The sequence below is a fragment of the Micromonospora globosa genome (genome assembly GCF_000717585.1).
Classification (GTDB): Bacteria; Actinomycetota; Actinomycetes; order Mycobacteriales; family Micromonosporaceae; genus Micromonospora; species Micromonospora aurantiaca.
Window position 1 is genome coordinate 243,578 of sequence record NZ_JNZR01000001.1, and the last position, 16,787, is coordinate 260,364.

General features: G+C 73.4%; 11 protein-coding genes. 9 read left to right on the forward strand and 2 right to left on the reverse strand.

What is annotated here, in order from left to right; genetic code table 11:
- Positions 1-13 precede the first annotated feature (13 nt).
- Both IF06_RS0100850 and IF06_RS0100855 read right to left on the reverse strand, forming a co-directional pair.
- The gene (locus IF06_RS0100850; protein ID WP_030268273.1) at positions 14-907 is read right to left on the reverse strand and encodes a WXG100 family type VII secretion target; all 894 of its coding nucleotides are present in this window, start codon (positions 905-907) and stop codon (positions 14-16) included.
- Positions 904-1,314 carry a YbaB/EbfC family nucleoid-associated protein gene (locus tag IF06_RS0100855; RefSeq protein ID WP_013286990.1) on the reverse strand — a complete coding sequence of 137 codons (411 nt, stop codon included), beginning with the start codon at positions 1,312-1,314 and terminating at the stop codon, positions 904-906. The genes IF06_RS0100850 and IF06_RS0100855 overlap by 4 nt, the downstream gene beginning before the upstream one ends.
- Before the next feature lie 252 nt (positions 1,315-1,566).
- Between IF06_RS0100855 and IF06_RS0100860 the strand changes: the two genes are divergently transcribed.
- The 9 genes from IF06_RS0100860 to IF06_RS0100900 all read left to right on the forward strand — a co-directional run bounded on the left by IF06_RS0100860 (position 1,567) and on the right by IF06_RS0100900 (position 16,786).
- Positions 1,567-1,887, forward strand: a complete 321-nt coding sequence (locus IF06_RS0100860; protein WP_013286989.1) for a WXG100 family type VII secretion target — start codon at positions 1,567-1,569, stop codon at positions 1,885-1,887.
- Positions 1,888-1,924: 37 nt separating this feature from the next.
- Entirely contained in the window at positions 1,925-2,227 is a 303-nt protein-coding gene (locus IF06_RS0100865; protein ID WP_013286988.1) for a WXG100 family type VII secretion target, read from the forward strand.
- Positions 2,228-2,350: 123 nt separating this feature from the next.
- Positions 2,351-3,199 (forward strand): hypothetical protein, encoded by an 849-nt coding sequence (locus tag IF06_RS0100870; protein ID WP_225319862.1) that lies wholly within the window; start codon positions 2,351-2,353, stop codon positions 3,197-3,199.
- A 42-nt stretch (positions 3,200-3,241) separates the two neighbouring features.
- On the forward strand, positions 3,242-6,601 hold the full coding sequence (locus IF06_RS0100875) for a hypothetical protein (RefSeq protein ID WP_030268276.1): 3,360 nt from the start codon (positions 3,242-3,244) through the stop codon (positions 6,599-6,601).
- A 2-nt stretch (positions 6,602-6,603) separates the two neighbouring features.
- Positions 6,604-7,002 (forward strand): hypothetical protein, encoded by a 399-nt coding sequence (locus IF06_RS0100880; RefSeq protein ID WP_013286984.1) that lies wholly within the window; start codon positions 6,604-6,606, stop codon positions 7,000-7,002.
- Complete coding sequence (gene eccCa / locus IF06_RS0100885) at positions 6,999-10,958, forward strand: type VII secretion protein EccCa (protein ID WP_013286983.1); 3,960 nt, start codon at positions 6,999-7,001, stop codon at positions 10,956-10,958. Before IF06_RS0100880 ends, eccCa begins: the two co-directional genes overlap by 4 nt.
- Positions 10,959-10,971: 13 nt before the next feature.
- Positions 10,972-12,381, forward strand: coding sequence for a type VII secretion integral membrane protein EccD (gene eccD, locus IF06_RS0100890; protein WP_030268281.1), 1,410 nt, complete (start codon positions 10,972-10,974; stop codon positions 12,379-12,381).
- Positions 12,382-12,387: 6 nt separating this feature from the next.
- Positions 12,388-13,743, forward strand: a complete 1,356-nt coding sequence (eccB, locus tag IF06_RS0100895; RefSeq protein ID WP_030268283.1) for a type VII secretion protein EccB — start codon at positions 12,388-12,390, stop codon at positions 13,741-13,743.
- A 7-nt stretch (positions 13,744-13,750) separates the two neighbouring features.
- A complete protein-coding gene (locus IF06_RS0100900; RefSeq protein ID WP_030268285.1) occupies positions 13,751-16,786 on the forward strand; it encodes a hypothetical protein in 3,036 nt (1,011 codons plus the stop codon).
- Position 16,787 lies beyond the last annotated feature (1 nt).

A 16,787-nucleotide genomic window follows, 5' to 3' on the forward strand; every position in this document is an offset into this window, starting at 1 on the left:
GCGGGTGGGTGGCTCAGGCGCCGGGGATGATCGGGGTGGGCGTGCCGTCGGGCGCGTAGCTCAGGTACAGCGGCTGGTAGCCGGGCGCGGTGGGGTCCACCGAGGGGTTCTCCTTGACGACGAAGAACCGGCCCTGTCCGGGATCGATCGCCCTGCCGTCCGGCGTGGTGACGGGTGTGCCGGTCAGCGGGGTGATCGAGTCGTAGAGGTTCGCGTCCACCCGGGTGCTGCCGTCCTCGAACGGGTTGAGCGCGATCAGCCGGTACCCCTCGGGCAGCGGCCGGCCGCCGACGTGCGCGGTCGCGTACTCCGGCCGCACGGAGTAGGACGAGATGGCCGGAGTGGCGGCGGTGAGCGGGGTCAGCGCCTCGGCGGGCTCCAGCGGCAGCAGCGGCGTGCCCTGCTGCTGCGGGAGGAGCCTGGCCCGCTCGGCGACCGGCTCACCGGCCGGCTCGCCGACCGCCAGGCGGCGGGACAGCAGATGGGGCCGGCGCGGCTCACCCTCCGCCGTGGGCTCCAGCACCGGGCCCGCCACCGTCCGCCTCGCGTACGTGGGTCCGTCCAGGCCGTCGAAGTCCTTGGCCATCTTCCGGCTGACGTCCAGGGCGGCCTCGTCCGCCTCCCGGTACGCCCGGCCGCTCTCCTTGAGGCCCTGGGCGGTGTAGTGCAGGGTGCCCTTGACGCCGCCGATGATCGCTTCGAGGTTGTCCAGGCCCTGGAGGAACTTGGTCGAGAACTGCTCGCCCATGTCGTCGTCGCCCCAGGCGTCGGCGTACCGGGCGCGCAGGGCGGTCAGCTGGGAGAGGTAGGACTCGTAGAGCTGCACGTGCGACTCGTACGCCTTGCCGAGCCCCTCCACGCCGTCCGGGTCGACCCACAGCCGCCCGCCGGGATTGTTGCTGATCATTCGGGCCCCCGGGTCAGGAGTTCCCGCACGCTCGTCACCATGCGGGGTTCCTTGGGCAGGAACGCGTCGGCCCCGGCCTGGCCCCGGACCAGTTTGTGGGCGTCGAGGCCGTCCGGCAGCATCGGCGCGAGCACGTCGGCCGCCTGGTTCATCACCTGTTCCTTGGCGTCGGCGTAGGTGTCCATGATGAGCCGCGTCAGATCGGCGGTGGTGAGCCGCTTGTGGGCGCCGGAGGGGAACTGGATGTCGGTCAGCACGCCGTTCTGGCCGACGGTGACGCTCACCTCGCGGCGCGGTGACGTCGCGGTGGCCGAGAGCGCGCTCATCCGGGCCTGCATCTCGGCGAGGCTGGTGCGCTGCCGTTCGTACTCCTGGAACAGGCCTTCGATGCGCTCGCTGTAGTTCACGACGGACCACTCCCTCGACGTCGCGGTCCAGTGAAGACGCCACGACCGTCGCGCCGGAACTCCGGCCGGGGATCAGTGCATGAAAGTGCAACCACTCTTCCCGGGCTGTCGGCCGGTGGCGGCGGTTGCGGGGGCGCTGCCGTGCAATGTTGGGTGACGTTCGGACATGGTGGCGCGACCGGGTTGCCGCGGGGCGCGGCCGCGGATCAACACTCTTCCCTGCCACCTTTCCCTGACATGAGGAGTCCGGCCGTGACGATGCCGACCGTCAGTACCACCGAAGAGGGTATGCAGCGGGCTGCCCAGGAGTTCTCCGACAAGGCCACCGCCTTCACCGGCCAGCTGCGGGCCGTGAACGGGCAGATGGCCATCCTGATCTCCTCCTGGACCGGCCAGGCGTCGCAGGGCTTCAACCAGGCGATGGACAACTGGGAGAACGCGTTCCAGCGGGTGATCAACGAGCTGCTGAACATGCTCGAGGTCATGGGCGTGACCACCAAGGGCTACCAGACGGCCGAGGACGAGGCGTCGAGCGTGGCCAACTCCTTCGGCGCCGCCCTGCCGGGCATCTGAGCCGTACCCCGACCCCCGATCTCCCGAGAGGACTGACGTGTCCAACTACACCTTCGACTTCGTGCAGGCAGACGCCGTGCTGACCGACATGAACCGCATCAACGGCCAGATCCAGTCGTCGCTGGAGGAGATGGAGCGCACTGTCGAGGCCAGCCTCGCCCAGTGGACCGGTGCCGCCCAGGAGCAGTACAAGGTCTCGAAGCTGGCCTGGAACCAGGCGGCCGACTCGATGGTCGGCTACCTGGAGCAGGCCCGCATGACGCTGCTGCAGATCTCGGACAACTACGGCACCACCGAGCAGCGTCACGCCATGATCTGGAACGACGTCCGCGGCGGCTGAACCGCCGGACGGCCGCCGCGGACGCGGCGTGGCGGCCGGCGTCGTCCGTCCCCGGCCCGGTGAGCTAGACGACCCGGGCCGCTGGGGTCTGTGCCAGCGTTCCGCCGTCGACACCCGAGTGGAGTGAGCTCCTTGGCCCGCATTGACTGGGGATACCCCAACGACAAAGCCATCAGCGCGATGAACGCCTACGGCATGGGCGACGCCGCCATCGGAAAGCCGGAGGGCACCACCCAGGCGGCGTACGACTCCTGGATGGCCTTCTACAACAAGCACCAGAACAACCGCACCGGGGTGAACTACGAGCGGTGGAAGGACGAGGTCCGCGCCGAGCATCCGGAGTGGATCGAGGCCCGCGAGTGGTACGACAAGAACATCCTCGACACCGACGGCTGGCGGAACCTCGTCAAGACGTACAAGGACAAGATCACCGACCCGTCGAACGTGACGCCGCCCGCGTTCACCGACAAGTCCGACTGGATCGACGAGGACAAGACCCCGACGAACTCGGGCTTCACCCCGCCGGGAATCAACCCGACGTTCAAGGGTGACACCGCCTCGACCAGCGGGGTCGCGGTGAACACCGCCGCGCTGGAGTGGTTCGCCAAGGAGATCCTGGGCAAGATCACCGGTGCCGGGAACATCCTGCTCACCACGGCTGACCAGGTGGGCGCGATCGACCCGCGTCCCGGTGCCTTCGCCCGGGCCGAGGTGCTGCGGCAGGCGGTCGTCGGGGCGACGGCCCAGGACGGCGGCGTCAAGGGCGACATGAAGGACATGCTCGTCAACATGAACACCGCCCTCCTCGCGGTGCAGACCGCCCTGCTGAAGATGGCCGCGGACTACCGGAACCTCGAAGAACTCAACGCGCTGACCACCGACAAGCTCGGCGAGATCATGGGTGACTCCTTCAAGGGCCTGGACAACCTGAGCACCTACGGCCAGAAGATCATCAAGACCGACGGCAACTGACGCGGGCGGACAGGTCCGGCAGCTCGCGAAGAGGGACGGGGCATGGGAAACGGTCTCGGCGACACCAAGCTCGACGGGTGGAACGACCCGGCGGAGCCGGAAGGAACCTTCCCCCCGAAGGTGATCCCCGTCGGCGACCTGTACGACTACCGGACCTGGGCGACCGAGACCCGGGGCTGGCGCAAGCTCATGGCCTCGGTCAACGGCGGCGCCGCGGTGTTCAGCGAGGAGGGCCTGAAGTACGCGGCCGGCCGCGTCAACGTGGGGTCGGTGGTCGAGGCCGCCCGGGCCTTCCAGGCGACGCAGGACCTGCTGATCTGGCTCGAACAGACCATCCGCACCGCCGTCGCCTCGATGGTCGGCGACGACAAGGCGTGGAAGGGTCCGGCGGCCAACGGGTTCCGGGACAAGATGAACTTCTACGCCGACCTGCTCGGCAAGCAGGCCGAGCACCTCGCCGGCGGCGCGGTTCCGGACTCCACCACGGCGGCCAACAGCATCAACTCCTCGACCAACGTCACGTCGCTGCCGTCGCAGCTCTACGACGCCGCCAACCACCTCTCCTGGGCCCAGCAGACGATCTCCTACCTGGACGGCGCCTGGGCGACGATCGCCTCCCAGAACGGCGTCGGCAGCGGCAGCGGTCCGGTGCCGATCAGCGGCACCGAGTACGAGAAGCCGATGGCCCAGCAGATGGCCGATGTCGTCCACACGGTCGCCGAGCAGTACAAGATGACCACCGACAAGGCGGGGACGTCCGGCATCACCATGCCGACGCCCAGCATCACCACGCCGACGATGCCGAACTTCACGACGCCGAACCTCACGACGCCGAACCTCACACCCCCGCCGACACTGACCCCGCCGGGGTTCACCCCGCCACCCGTCGGCGGCATCACCACGCCGGGGTTCACCACGCCGCCGAACATCACAGTGCCCACCATCACGCCCCCGAACCTGGCCGGCATCGGTGGTCCGGGCTCCGGCCAGGGGCCGGGCGGCGTCACCCCGCCGTCGTTCTCAGGCCCCGGCGAGATCGGCGGTCCCACCCCCGGCGGCGGCAGCGGGCTGCCCGGATTCGACGCGCCGGGCATCAACGGCCCGGGGGGCGTCGGCTTCCCGGGCGTCGGCGTACCGGGTGGGGGCGGCCTGCCTGGCGGGCTCGGTTCCGGTGTCGTACCGCCGGGCGTCAAGCCGCCCGGCTCGGCCAACCTCGGTGGCGGGGCGGGCGGCGCCGGCTCGGTCAAGCCGCCGTCGTTCTCCGGGCCGGGTGAGGTGGGCGGCCCGAAGCCCGGGGCGGGCACGGGCACGGTCATCGGCAAGCCAGGCGGCGGGTTCACCGCGCCGAGCATCCCGGGATTCGGCCCGCCCGGCGGCGCCGGCCCCGGCGCGGGCGGCAGCCCCGGACTGCCGGAGAAGCCGGACGCGAACGGGCTGCTCGGCAACAGCGACGACTTCGCCCCCGGCACCGTCGGCGGTGTGGACATCCCGGCCGCCCCCGGTGGCGCCGTGCCCGGTGGCGGTGGCTTCCAGTCGCCGATGATGCCGGGCATGCCCGGCGCGGGCGCGCCCGGTGCCGGTGCCGGTGGCGGCTCCGGTGTCCCCGAGGCGCCGGACGCCAAGGGCCTGGTGGAGGGCGACGAGGCGGACTGGCGGTCACCCGGGTTCGACGGTGTGCAGGTTCCCGGCGCACCGGCCGGCGCCTCGTCCGGCGGTGCCGGGCTGGGTGCCCCGATGCCGGCCGTGCCCGGCATGCCGGGGCCCGCGGGCGGAGCCAACAACCCCGCTGGGGCCGAGTCGCCCGACGCCCGGGGACTCGTCAGCGGCGACCCCGAGACCTGGGGACCGGTGGGCGTGGACGCGGGCGTGCCGGACGGGTCGGCCGGTGCGCCGGCCGGTGGCGACGGGCTCGGCGTCGACGGTCCGCAGATCCCCGCCGGCCCGCCCGTGGCCCCGGGCGTCGGCGTCGACTCTCCGGTCGCGGCGGCGCCGCCCGGAGCCGCCATGCCGATGATGCCCGGCGCGCCGGGCGCGCCGGGCGCCGGTGCGGGCACGCCCGGCGGGGGCGTGCCGGACGCACCCGACGCCTCCGGGCTGATCGAGGCGGACATCGACGACTGGCGCCCGTCGACCCCCGACGCCGCAGGACCGCAGGCGCCCGCGGGCGCAGGTGCGGGCGGCACCGGGCTGGTGGAGCCGCCTCCCTCCGCGCCGCTGATCGCCGGTGCGACGCCGATCGCGGGTGTGGTGCCGCCGGTGGCCGGCCCGCCGGGCGGCACCGCACCCGCCGGGACCACGCCCCGGACCGCGCCCGACGTGTCCGGCCTGATCCGGCCGGACGAGACCGACTGGACCCCGGCCGGACCGGGTGACTTCGCGCCGGAGGCGGGCGACGGCACGACGGCCGGTGGCGCAGGCCTTGACGGATCCGCGCCGGTCGCCGACGTGTCCGGCCCGCAGCCGGGGCCGGGGGGCGGCACGGCGGACCTCGACGGTTCCGTGCCGGTCACCGGTGTGCCGGGCGCGCAAGCGGGTCCGGACGGTCCGCCGGCCGGTCCGGATCCGGGTGTGCCGGAGGCCGCCGTCGAGGAACCGGCCGCGCCGGACGTTCCGGCAGCGCCCGTGTCCGGCACCGGCGGTACGTCGCCGGGTGCACCCGTACCCGAGGTGATCGCACCGCCGACGGCGGTGGAGGTGCCGACTGTGGTCGACCTGTCCCCGGCGGCGGAACCGCAGCCGCAGGCCGAGCCGACCGCGGCCGTCGCGCCGCCTCCGGCCGACCTGTCCCCGGCGGTCGGCGGTGTCGTGGCGGCTCCGGTGATCGTCGGCCACCCGGGCCAGCCAGGGCAGCCGAGCCTGCCCGCCCAGCCCGGCCCGGTGCCGAACCCACCCGCCCAGACGGCCACGCCGAACCCGCCCGGGCAGCCGAACCCGCCCGCGCAGTCGAACCCGTCGGTCTCGCCGGGAGGCGGCAGTCCGGAGGGGACGCACCGGAAGGCCGGCGTCGCCGCTGCCGTGGCCGACGGTGAGGTTGCCGTCGCCGTCCCCGGCGCGCTCGGCCTGGCCGGCGCCGCCGCCGTGGCCGGACTCGCCGGTTCCGGCCCGCAGCCCTCCGGTCGCGCGACGCCCGGCGCGGACCCCGACGAGCCGGCCCGCGCCGGTACGGTCCGGGGTCGCTCCGATCGCGACGACGACCGCGAGCCCGGCGTCGACCGGGAGCCCGCCGCCGGCCTGCGCGAGGACGACGCCGTCTGGGGCGGTGACCGCGCCCGGCCGGCCGCCGACGACCACGTTCCGCTGGTCCGGCCGGACGACGACCCGGACGACACGACCGACTGGGACGACCTCAGCGACGCGGACTGGCTGACCGGTACGTCAGCGGACGACGGCAGGGAAGGGTGACCATGTCGGAGACACCGCAGCCCCCGCGCGCCGTGTGGCGGCGGGTCACGCCCGCGAAGGCGCCCCGGCCGGCCGGCGGCACGTTCGACTTCTTCAGCGCCGACCTGGAGAAGATGCGCCGGTGCGGCGAGCCCGGCGTCAGCGACGCCGAGTTCACGACGTCGCTGGCCGAGGAGGAGAAGGCGGCGGCCGCCCGCGCCGAGGCGTTCTGGGCCGAGCAGGAGCGACGCCGCAGGGACGAGGAGGAGCGGGCGGAGAAGGAGAAGAAGCGCCAGGCCGAGGAGGACGACGACGTCAAGGTGGCCGAGCGCTACCGCAACGACCGCTACGCGGTGAAGCTGCTGCGCCAGGAGCGCACCGTCTGGGGCGGCGACGGCGCCGACGCGGGGACGATCGGATGAGTACGGTCACCGTCAAGCGCCCGCCCCGCGCGCCCGGCCCGGAGGCGCCGGAAGGCTCGATCGAGCTCCAGGAGCCGCCGCTGATGGCGGAGGAGGCCCCGCTCGACTTCCGCTCGTTCGCGATGGTCGTGCCGATGGGCCTCGGCATGGGCGCGATGCTTGCCATGTTCGGCCTCTACAACCGCACCCCCGTGATGTACGTGATGGGCGGCGCGATGGCCGGCGGCATGCTGCTCATGGGCGTCATGCAGATCGGCCGGGCGGCCGCCGAGCGCAAGCGCAAGATGCGCGGCGAGCGGCGCGACTTCCTCCGCTACATCGGGCAGTTGCGCAAGCAGGCCCGCGAGGCGGCCGACCAGCAGCGCCGCCACGTGCTGTGGAACAACCCGCAGCCGGGCTGGCTGTGGTCGATCGCGATGGGCAGCCGGCTGTGGGAGCGCCGGCCCAGCCACGACGACTTCGGCCGGGTCCGGATCGGTCTCGGCCGGCAGACCGCGATGCTGAAGTTCAACCCGCCGTCCACCAAGCCGATCGAGGACCTCGAACCGCTGTCGTCGATCTCGCTGCGGCGGTTCTCCGAGGCGTACCGGACGGTGTCCGGCATCCCCACCTCCGTCGGCCTGCCGAGCTTCACCAGCGTCGAGTTCGAGGGCGCGATCGACCCGGCGATCGACCTGGCCCGCGCCATGGTGGCGCAGCTCGCCACGTTCCACGCCCCGGACGAGCTGCGGATCGCGGTGCTCGCCGCCGAGGTGCACCGGGGCCCGTGGGAGTGGGTCAAGTGGCTGCCGCACAACGCGCACCCCACCGCGTACGACGCGGCGGGTCCGGTCCGGATGTTCGCCGGCAGCCACGACGCGCTGATGGACATGCTCGGCCCGGAGATCACCGACCGGGGCGACCACGACCGGGCCGTCAGGCCGACCACCAGCGAGCCGTTCCTGGTCATCGTCGCGCATCTGGTGGACCTGCCGGACAGCTCCCGCCTGCTCGGCGCGGGCATCCGCAACGTGGTCCTGCTCGACCTGACCGGCGCGATGCCCGGCGGCCCCAAGGTGCTGCGGCTGACAGTCACCGACGACGTCGTGGAGTTCCCGGCCGGCGCCACGACCGGCTCGGCCAAGCGGGACGGCCTGGACCAGACCCAGTGCGAGGCGCTCGCCCGCATCATCGCGCCGAAGCGGACCAGCGGCACGCTGGAGGTCTCCGACGAGCCGCTGGACACCAGCTTCGAACTGACCACGCTGCTCGGCATCCGCGACGCCATGACCTTCGACGTGCAGGCCCTGTGGCGTACCCGCACACCGCAGCGCAACCGCCTCATGGTGCCGATCGGCGTCACCGAGGAGGGCGAGGTCATCGAGCTGGACCTGAAGGAGTCCGCGCAGGGCGGCATGGGGCCGCACGGCCTGCTCATCGGCGCCACCGGCTCGGGCAAGTCGGAGCTGCTGCGTACCCTCGTCTGCGGCCTGGCCGCGACGCACAGCTCGGAGATCCTGAACCTGGTGCTGGTCGACTTCAAGGGCGGCGCCACCTTCCTCGGCATGGACAAGCTGCCGCACACCTCGGCGGTGATCACCAACCTGGCCGACGAGCTGCCGCTGGTCGACCGGATGCAGGACGCGCTGAACGGCGAGATGACCCGGCGGCAGGAGATGCTGCGCGCGAGCGGTTACGCCTCGCTGTTCGACTACGAGAAGGCGCGCGGCAACGGCGCCCAGCTCGTGCCCTTCCCGGTGCTGCTGATCATCGTGGACGAGTTCAGCGAGCTGCTGTCCAGCAAGAGCGAGTTCATGGACCTGTTCGTGTCCATCGGCCGGCTCGGCCGGTCGCTCGGCGTGCACCTGCTGCTCGCCTCCCAGCGCCTGGACGAGGGGCGGATCAACCGGGTCGAGGGACACCTGTCGTATCGGCTGGCACTGCGCACGTTCTCCTCGATGGAGTCGCGGTCGGTGATCGGCGTGGGCGCGGCGTACGAGCTGCCGCCCGAGCCCGGCAACGGCTACCTGAAGGTGGACACCACGAACCTGGTGCGCTTCAAGGCGGCGTACGTCTCCGGCGCGTACACCGGAAGTGGACGCCGCGGCGGCGTCGCGGACGCCGGGGACGAGCCCACCGCGGACGTGGTGCCGTTCACCACCCGGCAGGTCGCGGTGCGCCACGACCCCGGGCCGGAGCGCCCGGCCGAGCAGGTCGAGGAGCCCGCCGCCGACGCGAACGGGCCGAGCCTGGTCGAGGTGCTGCTGGACCGGCTCGCCGGCTCGGGCCCACCGGCCCGCCAGGTCTGGCTGCCGCCGCTGTCCAGCGCGCCCAGCCTGGACTCGCTCATGCCGAGTGTGCTGCCCGACCCGGTACGCGGCATGACCATCGACGACCCGGCCGTCCAGGGCGGCCTGCGGGTGCCGGTGGGCGTGGTGGACCGGCCCGCCGAGCAGCTGCGCGAGCTGCTGGTGGTCGACCTGAACGGCGCGGACGGCCACGTCGGCATCGCGGGTGCCCCGCAGAGCGGCAAGTCGACGCTGCTGCGCAGCCTGATCCTGGCGCTGTCGCTGGCGAACACGCCGCGCGAGGTGCAGTTCTACGGCCTCGACTTCGGCGGCGGTGGTCTCGCCTCGATCGCCGGCCTGCCGCACGTCGGCTCGATCGCGACCCGGATGGAACGCGACCGCGTCGTCCGGACGGTCGAGGAGGTCCTCCAGGTCATGGAGAGGCGCGAGGCCGAGTTCGCGCGGCACGGCCTCGACTCCATGACCAGCTACCTGGCCAGGGTCGCCGACGGGGTGATCGAGGACGGCTTCGGGCACGTCTTCCTGGTCATCGACGGCTGGTACACGATGAAGCAGGACTTCCAGGAACTGGAGCAGAAGTTCCAGGAACTCGCCTCGCGGGGCCTGTCCTTCGGCGTGCACGTGATCGTCACCGCGACCCGCTGGTCGGAGCTGCGTACCTGGATGCGGGACCTGCTCGGCACGAAGCTGGAGCTGCGGCTCGGCGACGCGATGGAGTCCGAGCACGGCTCCCGCAAGGCGGCCACCGTGCCCAACCAGGTCGGCCGCGGCCTCACCGCGGGGGCGCTGCACTTCCTGGCCGCGCTGCCCCGGATGGACGGCAGCTCCGAGGTGGGCGACCTGGCCGAGGCCACCAAGTCGGTGGTCGAGGAGGTCGGCACGTTCTGGCCCGGCCCGGCCGCCCCGCCGGTACGGATGCTTCCGGCGCACCTGATGGTCGAGACGCTGCCGCCGCCCGAGTCCGACTTCAAGTTCGTCATCGGCCAGGACGAGCAGCGTCTCGCCCCGGTCTGGCACGACTTCATGACCACCCCGCACATGCTGGTCCTCGGTGACAGCGAGACCGGCAAGACCAACCTGCTGCGGCTCGTGCTGCGGTCCATCCAGCAGCACTACCCGCCGGAGCGGGCGAAGGTCGTGCTCGGCGACTCGCGCCGAGACCTGGACACCGCGATCGGCGCCGCGTACCAGGTGGGCTTCGCGTTCACCGGCGACAAGATGCACGAGCTGGCCGGCCAGGCGTCGGTCTCGATGAACCGGCGGATGCCCGGGGCGGACGTCTCGTCCGAGCGGATGCGCAAGCGCGACTGGTGGGAGGGGCCGGAGCTGTTCGTCATCGTCGACGACTACGACCTGATGACCAAGAGCACCGGGATGGGCTCGACGCTCGACCCGCTCCTGCCGCTGCTGGCCCAGGGCGCCTACATCGGCCTGCACGTGATCGTCGCGCGGAGCACCTCCGGCGCGATGCGGGCCATGATGGACCCGGTGATCCGGCGGATGTGGGAGCTGGGCACGCCCGCGACGCTCTTCTCCTACCCCAAGGAGGAGGGCAAGTTCCTCGGCGAGGCGAAGCCCCGTCAACTGCCGCCCGGGCGCGCCCAGCTCGTCACCCGGCGCGGCGTACGCCTGATGCAGACCGGTTTCGTGTCGGACACGGCCCGATGAGAGAGGCTCGCTGGTGACCGCAGCGCTGAACGACCAACTGTGCCGGATCACCGTGATCGGGCCGGCCCGCCGGGCCGATCTGGCCGTGCCGGCCCGGATGCCGGTGGCGAACCTGATGCCGCTGCTGGTGCGGCACACCACCGACGTGGCCCGGGTGCCCGACGGCGAGGTGCCCGACGAGTCGTGGGTGCTGCAACGCCTCGGCCAGCCGCCGTTCGAGCTGTCCGGCACGCCGGAGAGCCTGGACTGGCTGGAGGGCGAGGAACTGCACCTGCGCCCGGCACAGGACCCGCTGCCCGAACTCGACTTCGACGACCTGGCCGAGGGCGTCGCCACTGTGGTCAACCGGCGGGCCGACAGGTGGCAGCCGGAGTACCGCCGGGTGCTGTTCCTCGTCCTCTCCCTGGTGGCGATGGGCCTGATCGCCGCCGTACTCGTGGACCGGGGCCCGGTGCTGCCCCAGGTGATCGCCGGCGCGGTGCTCGCGGCCGGCCTGTTCACCGCGGCGATCGTCAGCGCCCGCCAGCAGACCGACGGCGCGTTCCCGCTGCTGTTCGGCGGCGGCGCGGCGTTCTTCGCGGCCGTCGCCGCGTCCAGCGCCGTCGACGGCGACCCGGACGGCGTGGCCTGGACCGCCGCCGCCGGGCTGGCCGCCGCCGTCGCGGTCGTCGCGGTGACCGCGTTCCTGCTGATCGCGCAGCGTACGGTCACGCCGGTCATGCCGTTCGCCCCGCTGCTGATCGTCGCGCTGACCGCCGCGATGGTGGTGCTCGTGCTGCTGGCCGGTGACGGCTTCGCGCTCACCGCGCCGCAGGTCTCCGCGGTGGCCGTGTCGGTGATCCTGGTGCTGATCGTGATCGCGCCCCGGGCGGCGGTGAAGCTGGCCCGGCTGCGCGGACCGCAGCTGCCCAAGACCGGCGCCGACATGTCGTACGACATCGAGCCGGAGGACTCCGACCTGGTCAAGTCGCGCGCGGACGAGGCGGACACCTACCTGACCGCCTGCATGACCGCGTCCGCCCTGGTCCTGCCGGTGCTGATGCACCACACCATGCGGGTGCCGGGCTGGTCCGGGTGGACACTCGTGCTCGTGACATCGAGTGCAATCCTGTTGCGCTCGCGTACCTTCTTCGGGTTCTGGCAGCGGGTCGCCCTGGTGGCGGCCGGTACCGTCGGCTACCTCATGGTGGCCCTGATGTTCTCCGACAAGCTCGCCCCGACCGGCCGGTACGTCCTGCTCGGCGGGCTCGTCGCCCTTCTGGTGCCGCTGGTGATGGCCGCGCTGCGGCCGTGGCCGCGGCGCATGCTGCCGTTCTGGGAGTACACCGCCGGCGGGCTGGACGTCGCGACCGGCCTGGTCGTGCTGCCGGTGCTCGCCCAGGTGCTGGGGCTCTACGCCTGGGCCCGCGGACTCTTCGGGTAGCCGGCGGTGCAGACCCAGCGCGACCACGTCCACGCCCACCAGTTCATGATGGGCCGGTTGAGTTCCGCCCTGGTGCAGGGCGACCCGTCCACGGCGGAGATTCCCGGGCAGCGTGCCGTCACCGGCCTGGCCTTCGGCGTGCTCATCAGCGTCCTGGTCGTGGCCGGGTTCGCCGTGTACGGCTGGATCGTCCCGGGCGGCAGCAAGGCGTACACCAAGAGCGGTGTGATCCTGGTGGAGAAGGAGAGCGGCAACCGGTACGTCTACCTCGACGGCGTGCTGCGCCCGACGCCGAACCTGACCTCGGCCATGCTGATCCAGGGCAGCGGCGCAACCGTGAAGCTGATCTCCAAGGAGTCGATCAAGGACGTTCCGCGCGGACCGTCGATCGGCATCGACGGCGCCCCGCAGTCGGTCGCCACCGGGTCGATGGTCGCCGGCCCGTGGCTGGCCTGCCTGCCCGGCTCGGTCACCGACGAACCCGGCGACCGCCTCGGCCTCAACCTCGACCCGCGCGCCGAGGCCGTCCCGCTGCCGGCCGACCGCTTCGCCGTCGTCCGCGCCGCCGACGGACCCACCTACCTGGTGACCGCCGGCCGCAGGCACCGGGTGGCCGACCCGGCGGTGCTCGCCGCGCTCGGCGCCACCACCACCCGCAAGGTGCCCGCCCCGCAGGACTGGCTCGACTTCCTGCCCGACGGACCGGACCTGGCGCCGGCCGAGATCCCCGGCGAGGGCCGCTCCGGGCGGGTCGGCGACCGCTCGTACCCGATCGGCACGCTGTTCCGGCAGCGGCCCGACACCGGCGCGGAGCAACTGCTGGTGCTGCGCCGCGACGGCCTCGCGCCGCTGAGCCGTACCGAGTTCCTGCTGGCCACCGCCACCTCCGGGGAGGAGCCGGTGGAGCTGAGCGCCGCCGACCTCGCCGCGGCCCGGATGTCGGCCGACCGGTCGCTGCTCACCCGGCTGCCCGACCTGACCGGCCTCACCCCGCAGGAACCCGGCCCGTACGCGCTGTGCCTGCGGCAGAGCGCGGTGGACGGGACGCGGTTCGACAGCACCGCGGTGCTCGTCCCACTGGCCCGCTCCGGCGTCCGCCCCGACGGCCGCACGACGGTGCTCCTGGCGCCCGGCAGCGGCATGGCGGTGCTCCCGGCGCCGGTCGGTCCCGGTGCGGCGCAACCCCTGCCCACGTACATCGCGGACGACGGAAAGGCGTACCCGATCGGCGACCAGGACGCGGTACGGGCGCTGAAGCTCGACCGGGTCGTGAACGTTCCCTTCCCGAGAGAGCTGCTCGCGCTGGTGCCCCAGGGCCCGGCGCTGGGCATGAGGGCCCTCGCGGCCGCAGAAGTGGGGTAGGTCGATCATGGCAACCCGGATCCGGGACCTGTTCGGCGGCGGCAAGGACCGTCCCGAGGGCGTCGTCCAGCACACCGTCGGCAACGCCCTCGTGGTGCACGCCGAGGACGCCATCAGTCCCGAGGCCCAGTCGCTGGCGCTGTCCGTGATCGAGGACGCGGAGAACGACGTCGTCGTGCTCGACCTCGGCGACGGCATGCCGATCAGCGCGTGGGAGGCGATGGCCGGGGTGCTGCCGCGCCGCCGCCGCGGCATCCGGCTCATCGCCTGCGGCCGGCACGGCAACTCCGCGGCGATGGCCGGTCAGTGGCTCTCCGAACGCCTCAACCGCACCGTCATCGCCCCGGACGGCGACCTGGTACGCGGCTCCGCCGGAACGCTGTTCGTCCACTCCGCACCGGGCAGCGGCTGGGTGCGGTTCCGGCCCGGCCGTCCGCCCGCCTGGGACGCCAAGCGCTACCCGACGCCGCGATGGGACCGGGCCGCGATCGACACCCGGCCGTCCAGCGCCACCGCCGAGATCGAGCCGATCCCGGCCGGGGTCTGGATCCACAGCAACCGTGCCCCGCAGGTGGTCGACCCGCAACGGCAGCGGCTCACCGCGTACGTGCCCTGCCAGGCGGAGACGATGACCGTGCTGCTGGGCTGCCCTGGCACGCCGCCGCTGTCGCTCGACGACGTGGTGCGCTTCTGGCGCGGACTCGACGAGGAGAACCGCCAGCGGGTGCGCTTCGTGCAGTTCGGCGAGGTCCGGATCCCCGAGGGCGAGGCGTTCGGCCAGGCGCTCGCCGACCTGCTGAACACCGACGTCACCTGCTACACCGGCGTGCCGATCGGCAGCCCGCACCGGTACGAGATCCGTACCGTGCTGCCGGACGGGGCGTTCGGCTGGGCGCCGTACGCGCTCGAACTGTCCTACACGCCCCGGGCGCACCCCAACTCGCGGGCCCGCCGCCCCACTGTGCTCAGCCACCGTCCGCCGCTGGCCGGCGCCGAGGAGGTCGCGCCCCGGGTCTACTGGTTCGCCCCCGGCGCGGTGGTCGAGGTGGTGCAGACCGGCCTCTGGGTACGCTCCACCGCCGAGCCGAAGAACGCCGAGCAGGTCCGGTCCGCGATGCTCGACGCGGGCAGCGGCACGCTCGTCTTCGACGACACCGTCCACTCCACCGCCCACCGGATGCGGGAGCTGGCGCTCGACCTGGCCGCACGCGTCGACGGCATGGCCGGTACGAGCCGCGCGCTGATGCCCGCGTCGGTGCTGGTGCCCGGCGCGAAACCGGCCAGCCGGGCCGAGGTGGTCATCGACCTGGAGACCGAGATGCGGGCGGTGGGCGCGACCGTGCCGGTGCCCGCGTACGTGGAGGTCGCCCCGCCCGCGCCTGTCGCACCGCCCGCGGCGGACAGTGTGGTGGTCGCCGTTCCCGCGCCGGTCCCGCCCCTCCCCGCCGGCCGGGAACAGCCGGCCGCACCGCCCGCGGTGCCGCTTCCGGTCGCGCCCGCACTGCCGCCGCCCCCGGTCGCGCCGCTCGCGTCCGAGTTGCCGGCTCCGCCCGTGGTGCCGCTCGTGTCCGCGCTCCCGGCTCCGCCCGCGGTGCCGCTCCCGGCAGCGCCTCCGGTCGTCTCCGAGCCGCCTGCGCCGTCGGTCGTGGCGGAGCTGCCGGAACCGCCCGCCGTGCCGCTCGTCTCCGAGCTGCCCGCACCGCCTGCGCCGCCGGTCGTGTCCGAGCTGCCGCCTCCACCTGCTGTGCCACTGCCGACGGCACCGCCGGTGGTGCCCGTGGTGGTGTCTGCACCCACGCCGCCGATCGCCGCCGGTGAGCCGGTCACGCCCGCCGCACCTGCCGGGCCTGGCGCCGCCGACGGACCGGTGGTCGCCGCCGACTCCGGGAGCGGGCCCTCGGCGGCACCCGTCGAGGACGCCGGACACGACACGTACCCCGCGCCGCCCACCATGCCGGCGGGCTTCGGCGAGCCGGCGCCGCCGACCATGCCCGCCGGTTTCGGCCAGGCGCTCGCGACGCCGCCGGTGGCGGCCGGGCCGGCGGCGCCGGTCGCGGCCCTGCCGTCGCTGCCTGCCGTCGCGGTCGACCTGCCGCCCGCCCCGCCCGCCGGAGCCGGTCCGTCGCACGTGGCCGCGCCCGCGCGGACCGCCGAGCCCGACGGACAGAGCGAGCCGTCGAACGCCGCCACGCCGTCGGAGAACGCCGAACCGTCGGAGGTGGCCGCCGAGGCGCGGGTGCAGCCGGTGCCGTCGGCCGGCGCGGGCGCGCTGCTGTCGGAGAAGAAGGGGCTCGCCGACGAGCGCGCATGGCTGCGCCGCACGCTCAGCCGCGAGTTCGACGTGATGGCCAGCTCGGTGTCCCGGATCATGTCCGAGCACCCGGGCATGCAGGGCTCGGGCGTGTCCACCGAGGACGTGCTCGCCGACTCGGTAGCGCTGCGGCTCTATCTGACCGGTCGCGGACCGGGTGTCGACGCGGGTCTGCGCTCCGGCCGCAAGGGGCCGCACGTGCCGTTCGCGCGTTGCGTGGTGGCCGGCGTCTCCCGGATGCCGTCGTTCCGGGGCACCACCGTCTACCGGCTGTCGCCGACCGCCAGGGAGTGGGCGCTCTACCAGGACCGGCGGCTGGTGACCGACTGGAGCTTCGTCAACGCGCTGACCCAGCCGTGCGCGTCCGAGGACGGCGACACCGACGTGCTGATCTGGTCGATGACCGCCCGCCGGACCAGCCTGCTGGAGCCGGAGGGGGACGAGCACGTCGAGGACCGGGTGCTGTTCCTGCCCGGTACGAACTTCAAGGTGCTGGACCTGCGCCGGCCCGCCGAGGGTGAGCGCGGCGCGGTCCTGCTGCGGGAGATCGGCGCCAACGAGATCGACGACACCGGCCGGGTCGACTCCAACCGGGTGTCGCTCGACGAGCTGGCGATCACGTCGCTGCGGCGCAGCGTGGACCGCTGGGCCACGGCCGAGCCCCGGGTACGCATCGGCGCGGCGGCCCGCGGGCGCCTGCGGGTGCTGCCCGGGCTGGACCGGAAGGGATGAC

Coding starts and splice junctions, on each gene's coding strand:
- IF06_RS0100850 (WP_030268273.1), bottom strand. CDS start 907: ATGATCAGCAACAATCCCGGCGGGCGGCTGTGGGTCGACCCGGACGGC.
- IF06_RS0100875 (WP_030268276.1), top strand. CDS start 3,242: ATGGGAAACGGTCTCGGCGACACCAAGCTCGACGGGTGGAACGACCCG.
- IF06_RS0100880 (WP_013286984.1), top strand. CDS start 6,604: ATGTCGGAGACACCGCAGCCCCCGCGCGCCGTGTGGCGGCGGGTCACG.
- eccCa (WP_013286983.1), top strand. CDS start 6,999: ATGAGTACGGTCACCGTCAAGCGCCCGCCCCGCGCGCCCGGCCCGGAG.
- IF06_RS0100900 (WP_030268285.1), top strand. CDS start 13,751: ATGGCAACCCGGATCCGGGACCTGTTCGGCGGCGGCAAGGACCGTCCC.